Source organism: Brucella sp. NBRC 12950, from assembly GCF_030268145.1.
Lineage (GTDB): Bacteria > Pseudomonadota > Alphaproteobacteria > Rhizobiales > Rhizobiaceae > Brucella.
Genome location: NZ_BSQC01000023.1, coordinates 46,336 through 55,117, shown reverse-complemented (window position 1 = coordinate 55,117; position 8,782 = coordinate 46,336). Strand labels below are relative to the sequence as shown.

Below are 8,782 nucleotides of genomic sequence, written 5' to 3'. Positions count from 1 at the left end.
CTGCTGAAAGCCCAGTCTTCCTTTCCGCGTTCGATTTGAAAAGGGCAAGAGAGGCAAAAATTGTCGCATCTCTAAATTGCCCATGTGTCGCATCTGTATATTGCCGTTATACACATCGATTGCATAAGCATAATTATGGAACCTCGATACGAGCTTACGCGCTTATACGTTTCAGCTACATTAGTATTTCAGATTAGGCGCCGAATGAAGAAGGTGTCGCTGTATCGCGACACCCAAATATATAAAAGAAGCTGGTCCCCCTTTTATCGCGAAATAGCTAACTGTAGTAGCTTTGGCTTTTCCGCTTTACCGTTCCCGAATAACTTCCAAAGTGCCAAATTCATTTCCCCTGTCACCCATTCAAGCTCTCGCACCAACTCTTTCGACTGAACCCTTACCTTATTGACCCAACGTTCTATCTCTGTAATTGCGGCAACATCTAAGATGTCCTCAATTGTACATTGAACCTCACCATTTTGCAGCGACATTACGAGGGAGCCCTGTTCCATTACTTCGCTCTTATCCTCTTTCGTTACGAAAGTCGCCGTGCAGTATGTCCCAGGAATAGTTAATTCATAATCTTTTCTTTGAATTTCGAGCTTCGCAATATTTTGATCTATATGAGCGGCACACCTATAAAATCTAGACACTTCGCTAATCGGTCGGAAAGTCCAACCGTTCAGATAGACTGATAAACTACCATCGACTTTTAACCAAGTCTGACAACCCATTTTGCCACGGTAATTTTGAGTATTTAGTTGTATTGCTTTGTCGGATCCTGACTCTTCGTACAATAGTAAGTTACTAATCCTATTATATTCCGGTATTAAATACTTTTCTATAACTAGATCTTCGTGCAATTCACAGCATAACTTGAATGCGGTACTGTTCTGATCGTCAGCAAATATAGTGAGTGCATCTTCCGCCTCGTCGACCATCACTCTCGTTACACACCAAGCAGCAAAATACTCTTGAAACGAGCGATGAATAAAAAAGAAATAATCACCTTCCCTCGCTATCAAGTTAACCGCTTCGATCATGTCAATTTCAATAGAGCTTTTCTTATCTTGCCCTATACCTAAGTATTTCAGAGACTTTGACAAAATTTCGTGAAAATAATTGTCACCAAATGATACTTGTTTGTCTTGATGTGTCAAAAATGAGAATACCGAAAAGACCCGTTCAAAATCTATTCTATCTAATGCTCTTTCCCGTTCGAAGGCTTGTTTCATTGCGTCGTGCTTTCTGAAAAGGGCATCGAAACACTGCTTATAAAAAATACTTAACTTACTAGGAATTTCCGCATTTTCACCAAATGAAACTAGCATCATCAGTGCCAGAAGAGGGTTCGACAGAAATTCTACATGCTTGTTAAAGAATTCCTCATCAGCACGTTTTTGAAAAGCCGCTTTCGTCGATGGTTCAAAATCTATTCGATCAATCAACTCACAGAACTGTTTATATGTCAGACCTACTACTCTAGCGCATGTGAATCTAATCCAAGAAGAAAATCGCGGATCGTGACGACCTGTTACAACAACGCTGATTGACGGAAATCGCTCCGCCAGATCTAACACCTGTTCTTCAATGATTTTCTTGTCAGCACGGCTCAATTCATCAAATCCGTCCAACAATATTACAAATCTGCCGTCTGAAAGTAAGGCGTGGAACTGATCTTGTGAAAGTGACGCGTTGCCGAAGCAAGTTTTGAGTATATAATCTGTTAGCGATCCAACTTCCGACCGTATGTTTCTCATTTCAGCGAGGAGAGGTACCTTTTCACCCCGCTTTGCTAGAGTGCGCCATAGCGTTCTTACCAGCATCGACTTGCCAGACCCGCCAAACCCTTCAATTACAAAAGATTCACCATTTTCGAGGCGCGCCAGAAGTTCTTTCTCATCTATAGTGTTATTTTCAATCGCGAGAAATGGTTGCACATACACTGACTCAATAGAAACGTTTCTGTGTTGGTCAACAATCGTCCTAACTAGGCCGAGCTGATCAAACCTGCTCCTGAGATATTCGGAAAAAGGCTCATCAAAGCCTTTCAGCCGGAGAGTAACCGAACTCGAGATTGGCTCGACTAGATTTGATATCCACTTCATAATTTAACTCCGGCGATGACAAGAATTGTTGTGAGTGTCGGCACGATAAGGAGAAATAAAGATAACGCCGCAATTACTGCGATTGGCTTCCGTATCTTGGGTAATAGTTCATCTTGAACTTTGTAATTACAGTAATATAAATCTACTTGGCGCTCTTGAGCGGCCTGCCCCATCAGATGGCGTAATCTAAGGTTTGGCTTCAAGACTTCACGTGCGATAAGCACCGCTGATAACTTCTGGTCAACTACCAGATCTCTACCTAGATTTGCCACGACGTTCCTGTTTTCGGCAATTAAAAAATTAATATCCCCAAATAGGTGATTGACTAACTCTCTTGACTGTTCGACAGCTTCCGTTAGCTTCGTTGATGAATCAGCTATAACTATTAGTAATTCTTTTAACTCGGTATCTAAACGCGCCAAGCTTTCGACAGAGGCACAATAGGCTGCGTAGCTGAACGAATCCAATTTCAGTTTCATTTGCATTGGAGACATTAATTGAAACAGGAAGGTTGCAACCCCCATAAGCAAGAGTCCGAAGTAAAGGAACTCCATGGAGTGTTGATGTAACCAAGCAACAATTCCGTAACCCCCACTGATATAATCTTCATGAAACTTCAGATCTAGTCGTCTGCCCAGAGATTGGTTAAAAAGGATAAATGTACCAAGTATTGGTGTTAATATTGTTATTTTAGCCACAGAACTGTTGCATAATGCAGCTAATTCGGACCATTTCATATCTTAACCTCAACGTCATGAACTAAATGATATATCAATCATACTTTTGATAGATTTGCTTGGTACGCAAACTTGTCCATCCGAACACTGAAAATAACAGATCTATATTTTCCTCGATACATTTTAGATGAATCATATTATTTCCCTCTGCTCAGTTTATAGATGGGGCACAGAGGTGGAGTGATTATTTCCGACTCTTGGCCCCAGCTACCCAGTACTCTCATAGAAGAAAAACTTACTGTAACCAAATGGGGATTCTAGATTTTCAGTTTTATTTTTACTAGCTGACCGGCTGCACATTCGTCTTAGTTTTAATGGGGATATTTGGCGACTATTCAGGCAATGAGGTCGACCAAACTTCTCTTCAAATCACAGACTTTTGTACGTTTATCTTGTCATGGAAATATTCGAGACAGTAGCATGAGCCGTAAACTGCGGTTTGCCATTCTCTTTGGTTTCGCCATCTGGTAAGGAATATGCCTCCACCAATGGTCGTGTAGAAGCCGTATATCTGATCCCCAATTTACATCTGCCAGATCTATAGCAGTCTCGTTAAGTGTTAACTGATGCGAAAATGAGCCGCCTTGCGGCGGGCTTAGTCTTTCAGCTGCGTGTTCCGGGACGGTTCCAGATGACGGTGAAGAGATCCGGATCGTCCTGACCGGCTGTCTGTCCGAGATTGGCGTGGACGCGGCGCGGCAGTTCCGGGTTATCGAGCATGATCGTAATGTAGGGTGCTGCGGTGATCTTGTTGATGCGGATCCTGCCGGCACCGACTTTGGCCTGTCCGGACATTATCCGGAAGTCAGGTGCTCCGCTGATCCTGCTGACGGGCATTATCACAATCGGAGCGTTGAGGGTAAGAGTGGTGTGTTTGCCGTGATAGGAACCGTCTTCTTTGCGGATAACATGACCAATGTTGGCCATTTTCTTTGTCCTTTGACCGTCGGGTGAATTCCCGTCGTGCAAATCGAATGACACGCCGCAACAGCGGGCTCTGCAGGATGCGATTAAATCAATTTTGCAGCGTGAGCGGTCGCAAAGAAGACAAAGCCGGGGAAAATTGGCGCTGCTCTGGCATAATCGTCCTCTTGCAAAGCCCGCGCGGTGTGTCAGATTTTGCAATCGTCGGAATTCATGCCTGTCGGCCAAAGAACACAACGTCAGCGTCGTGAGGAGTTCATCCAATGAGACGAGCCGCTATGCGGCGCATCGGAACTGCACGCCACAGCCTATAGCCCGTTCTGCCCCAAGACGATAGTGAACGCTTTGATCGAGTCTGCGGGAGAGAAAGTGGAGTCGGCTGTTTCTCTGCAGGAGTCGCACCTTATTCGACTTTCGCCTCGCTGCGGTAATCTGATGTTAGAGCGTGCAAGAACTAATTCCCTAGCATGCAAAGTGATCAGACAACGGCCTTTTCAGGTGAAACCGGAAGGATGCTTCTGGTAAGCATCCTTCCGGTTTGCCGGGTTGGCACATGAGCCGAGGGTTTCGCTCACTTTGGGAAAAAAACGCGGGCCTGTTGTTGCATGGCCCCTTCGCATTCCCGTTCACATAATGGCAAAAGCGAACACAGCGAAAAATCGCAGTTTATAGCTATCATTATTGCCTTGTGTATTCGTAAGATACGACGATAACTGGTTATCATCCTATCCGAGCTGCCTTGACGGTTTTAACCGGAATGAAAAGACGAAGTGGACTTGAAGGCAAAGACGTAAATCCGAATCTTTCGGTATAGAGCCTCAGCCTTCGCGCAGTGTTCTTCTCGTCGCCGCAATCTAACACATCGAGCATTATAACGCTTATGCCTATCTGGTCGGAAATCATAACGATCCGTTCCATGGCATCAACAAGAAGGCTTTCTCCGAATCCTTGCCCCTGAAAACGACTGTCCACACCAATCATTGAAATATATGCGGCGGGGATTTTGCCGTGGCTTGGTCGGTTTTTGGCATAGTGTCCGGGAAGATCGCTGTAATTGACGGAATGAACATTGAGCGCATAAAAGCCAATCAGTCTGTTTGCGGCATCCGTCAGCACAAAGACACGAATTGCATCTGCTTTAGACAGCTTGTTCGCCGTAAGCTTAAGGAAATTATCAACTTGCGGCACGCCGCAAGAAAAAGCCGATCGATCATGTTTGGCTGGATCGAACGGCTCAATAATAATCAGATCATTACTACCTTGTGTCACCTGGAAACGACCGTCTTCCTATGCCGGGCAAACGCCGCCTTTAAATCTGCGGTCGGCTCCGGAGGATTATCAAGAAGCATAAAGAATGCTTCATGGTCTACGGGTTGCAAGAGCGTGTGCTCATGCGCAGCAATGGTTTCCATCGCTGCCTTGTAAGCCGCACTCATGGTGAAGACTGAATCATCTACACCGGAAAGAGCCGCCGCGCGCTGTATGGCCTTCTTGATCCGAGGCTTGGTGCGAAAGTTCATCCTTTCGCTGCTCTTTTCGTTAATATCGCTATCTTCTTCACGGAAAGCCAACATGTCAGCCTCCTTAAATTCGTTGTTACTGCCTTTTTGTACGCCAATCAGGCGTACAAGTCAATAGCAGGCGGTATCATGCTGCCGCGTGGGGCATCTCACCCGGCCAGCGCATGTCCGCACGCCAGACTCACACAACGCCTTTAGTAGCCGAATTAGGTCAATGGTTTCAGGCACAGCATCGATCTGATCTTCAAGGTCGTCAGCTGCCGATAATGGAAAGCCAGCAGAACGACCGTCGCCGATAAGGAAACTACTCACCCTGCAGAAAAGAATAACACTGGACTAAAACCTGTATCACTGATGACGACTGACATGCCGGAAATTTTAGTCAGTAGCTAATTTTTCTAATCGCAATTATGATCCGATCGTGACGATTTTTCACGAGAACCAAGGTTGGGTTGAAGCGCATAAGCCCATTCCTATTGATGAGAACGAGCCATTCTTTTTCCAGCAAATAATTTTTCATTCGCCAGACAGTATTGTAATTGACGGCGGCCCATTTTGCGACGGAATCGGAACTGACAATTGTGGCGTCGTCATAATGATTATCGATGAGGAAATCCAACATCCCAGGCCATTTGCTGCGCTTGAACACCGGGCTTGTTTTAATTTCTTTCACGATTCTTGAATTGACGCCGCTAAAGGGCCGGCCCCAGCGCATCAGCTTGTGGTGAACCATCGAAGAACACAAGCTTATGCTTTTATTTAGATTTTTCCTTCATTGCACTCAATTCTGTGGATAGGTTGTCTATGTTGGGCAATCAGACCTAATAGACTTTCGCCTATCTCCATTTCTAAATCTCAATACTCAAAGCCATAATCAATAGCAGTTCTTGCCTTATAGCGAGGACGACAGGGCCTTAATGAGCCTGCTAATGCCGAGCGGATGGCGCGAAACGCGCTGGATGGACGATATTTAAAGAACCGCATAGCGCCGAAAGCAAATGCAGCGATAATTAAAACCGTAAACGTCCACCACCGGATGTGAAAAAAGAACAATGGTAGAAAGAGTACAAAATACCCATCCAACATAAAGAAGGATGAACTTCGCATTGTTTCACGCCATTCCACCGTTCTGCCGAAGATGTCGGAGTGATGGCTCATTCTGCTGCCTCTTGCGACTGTAATTGAACCGCGTGAGGCATTGGCACGCCCTGCAAGAACAAAATACCGATCGTGTTGCCTGCATTGAGTTTAACAAGTGGACCTTTGGGCGCTAAACGCTCGATATCCTGGGCCATGCGCTGACCGACTTTGCCTGCACCTGCATAGAGCCCTTGCTCAAATCGCGGCTTTTGCTGGTTCATCATTGCATAGCCGGGGCCATAAATGATGGAGCGACCGCTTTTAGCAAGCGTTGATCCCAGCCCCTCGATGAAAGATGCGGCGATCAAAGGCGCGTAACGCGCAAAGTAACGCCGATCGACTTCGGATTGCACGGCTATCGATCCCGTAGCGGCATCCACGGCATAGGCTGAAACCTGCGTTTCCGAGCCATCGGGGAACACCATGCGGTTAAATTGAACGATCAACGCGTTCGTTGTGTCATTCTGTTTGATTTCGCCGATCATGCGGGCTTTATACAAAGGACCTTTTTTCATGATCTCGACAACAACGGGACCGGGTGTGTCGGAGTCGGTACTGTTTATGAGACGCGCAAAAGCAAATTGGCCAGCATTGATCGCGTTGTTGGGTGAAAAATCTTCGCCCCCTATTTGCTCCTGAGCTTTTTGTGTACGGTCAAGCACCGCCTGCTTACGCTGCGCGGGGGTCTTATAAAGATCCTGATTGAGAACAATGGTGTTTGTTGATCCGGCAACACCCCAACCCCGTTCATATTCGGTTGCCTTGGTAGCAATCCGGCTCGCTAACTGATTGATCCGCGAATAGTCCACTGCAGGCTGTGGCGACGCAGCCGCCTGTGTCGTAACGACTGGCGATCTTGCGTCTTGCTCAGGCTCATTGGCTGGAGCAACAGGCTTGCGGAAATTGGTCAGTGGTTTTGGTTTGTCGTCAATGTCGCGCAATGGTTCGTCAGGTGTTGCAACGAAACTCTCGCCGTCTTGCTCGGCCTTTTCTGCATTGCGACGATTGACCGTATCAAGCGTCTCTTTATAGCGCTGGCTTTCTGCGAGCTGCTTGCCTGCCGGTGTCGTATCAACCGAGGGTGGTCTGGATATGCGGGAATTGCCCAGCTCCTCAGTATGCATTGCTTTAAGCAAGGTGAGGCCAACCCCGCAAACGAGGACGGCTCCACCGATCAAATAGAAAGTCGAATTAAAACGTGCACGATTTTGGCGATTGATAACCGACTGTTCAAGACCGGACTTTGGCGCCTCTACAGTTGGCGTTACAGGTTCTGGGGCATTTTCGGTCAATTTGAAATCCTCACACGTTCGATTGTACCGTTGCGGGAAATGAGAGCGACGGGGGATTTTTTAATTCGATAAGCGTGAACACCGCCGGGACCGGTCAACACAGATGACCAGGATGGTGAAACAAGCGTGTCCTGTGTACGGAGAAAGTAATCACCGGAATAGGTCCACACATCTGTATCGGGGTCCGTGGTGCGAAGCTGAACGGCACCCTTTGGCAACCCTGCCCCTTGAACAAAAGCCATCATGACACCGTCGCTGGGTGCGACCTTGGCGGATACTGTCGTCGGGTTCACAGCCGCATTAGGGCCATAGCCTTCGACGGTAATATCCCGTCGTGCCAAGGCTGTGTTCTGACTGGTCTTAAGATTGAGAACGATTGGCCTGCTTTCTTCAACAAGAGAGACGATCAGGTTTGAATAGCCGTGCGATTGCAAGGCGCTGATTGCGAGCTTGTTTGAGCCTTCCTGAAGTGCGTAGACCTGAAACCTGTCGGCACGTCCAACAACATAAGACGCCACAGGCCATGCTTTGCCGGTGCGATCATAAAAACTGATAACGGAAACTGTGTTGGGAGCTGTGGATATCGCGGACACAGCTTGATCAGGCTTTAAGGATAGCCGGATGGCATCGCTCATCAGTCGGGGTTGTTCGCCCGATGGTGGCTCGGATGCTGCTTTCTCAATATCATCCACACGCTTGCGATAGTCACGGATCATCTCGGGCGTCATCGGCATCAAGGATTGAACGGCTGCGCCATAGGCGGTTATCACTTCTGGTGACAACGGCTTATCGAGTTCGTCCAGCGACTGCAAAAGCCGGTCTGTGCCGATGATAGGCGGCAACTCGTCTTTCTTGGAGCCGTTCTGACTGGGACGCGCCATGGGTGCTTGTCCGAAGCGGGTCGGATCCTGCTTTGATGAAGCCGGTGGGTCAGACTTGAGGTTTTGTGGCGAAGCTTTCTGCTCCGGCAAAACCGCAACAGGGATATTATGTGTCGATTGCGCAAATGCGGGACCAGCCAGCAGGTTCAACAGTAACAGCGCGGGAAGGATTGCGGTTCTCAT

The 8,782-nt window shown here is 47.3% G+C and carries 9 protein-coding genes; all 9 read right to left on the bottom strand.

Features of this window, described 5'->3' with window-relative positions:
- Nucleotides 1-263: 263 nt before the first annotated feature.
- On the bottom strand, nt 264-2,105 hold the full coding sequence (locus QSJ70_RS26020; protein WP_285540946.1) for an NACHT domain-containing protein: 1,842 nt from the start codon (nt 2,103-2,105) through the stop codon (nt 264-266).
- Nucleotides 2,102-2,842 (bottom strand): hypothetical protein, encoded by a 741-nt coding sequence (locus QSJ70_RS26015; RefSeq protein WP_285540944.1) that lies wholly within the window; start codon nt 2,840-2,842, stop codon nt 2,102-2,104. Before QSJ70_RS26015 ends, QSJ70_RS26020 begins: the two co-directional genes overlap by 4 nt.
- Before the next feature lie 603 nt (nt 2,843-3,445).
- Nucleotides 3,446-3,769 (bottom strand): DUF736 domain-containing protein, encoded by a 324-nt coding sequence (locus QSJ70_RS26010; protein WP_285540942.1) that lies wholly within the window; start codon nt 3,767-3,769, stop codon nt 3,446-3,448.
- A 717-nt stretch (nt 3,770-4,486) separates the two neighbouring features.
- Complete coding sequence (locus QSJ70_RS26005) at nt 4,487-5,035, bottom strand: GNAT family N-acetyltransferase (protein ID WP_285540938.1); 549 nt, start codon at nt 5,033-5,035, stop codon at nt 4,487-4,489.
- Nucleotides 5,032-5,340 (bottom strand): type II toxin-antitoxin system TacA family antitoxin, encoded by a 309-nt coding sequence (locus QSJ70_RS26000; RefSeq protein WP_285540937.1) that lies wholly within the window; start codon nt 5,338-5,340, stop codon nt 5,032-5,034. Before QSJ70_RS26000 ends, QSJ70_RS26005 begins: the two co-directional genes overlap by 4 nt.
- 328 nt (nt 5,341-5,668) lie before the next feature.
- The gene (locus tag QSJ70_RS25995; protein ID WP_285540935.1) at nt 5,669-6,019 is read right to left on the bottom strand and encodes a hypothetical protein; all 351 of its coding nucleotides are present in this window, start codon (nt 6,017-6,019) and stop codon (nt 5,669-5,671) included.
- 122 nt (nt 6,020-6,141) lie between these two features.
- Nucleotides 6,142-6,444, bottom strand: a complete 303-nt coding sequence (gene icmT / locus QSJ70_RS25990) for an IcmT/TraK family protein (protein WP_285540933.1) — start codon at nt 6,442-6,444, stop codon at nt 6,142-6,144.
- Complete coding sequence (locus QSJ70_RS25985; protein ID WP_285540930.1) at nt 6,441-7,718, bottom strand: TrbI/VirB10 family protein; 1,278 nt, start codon at nt 7,716-7,718, stop codon at nt 6,441-6,443. The genes icmT and QSJ70_RS25985 overlap by 4 nt, the downstream gene beginning before the upstream one ends.
- Nucleotides 7,715-8,782, bottom strand: a complete 1,068-nt coding sequence (locus QSJ70_RS25980; protein ID WP_285540928.1) for a DotH/IcmK family type IV secretion protein — start codon at nt 8,780-8,782, stop codon at nt 7,715-7,717. Before QSJ70_RS25980 ends, QSJ70_RS25985 begins: the two co-directional genes overlap by 4 nt.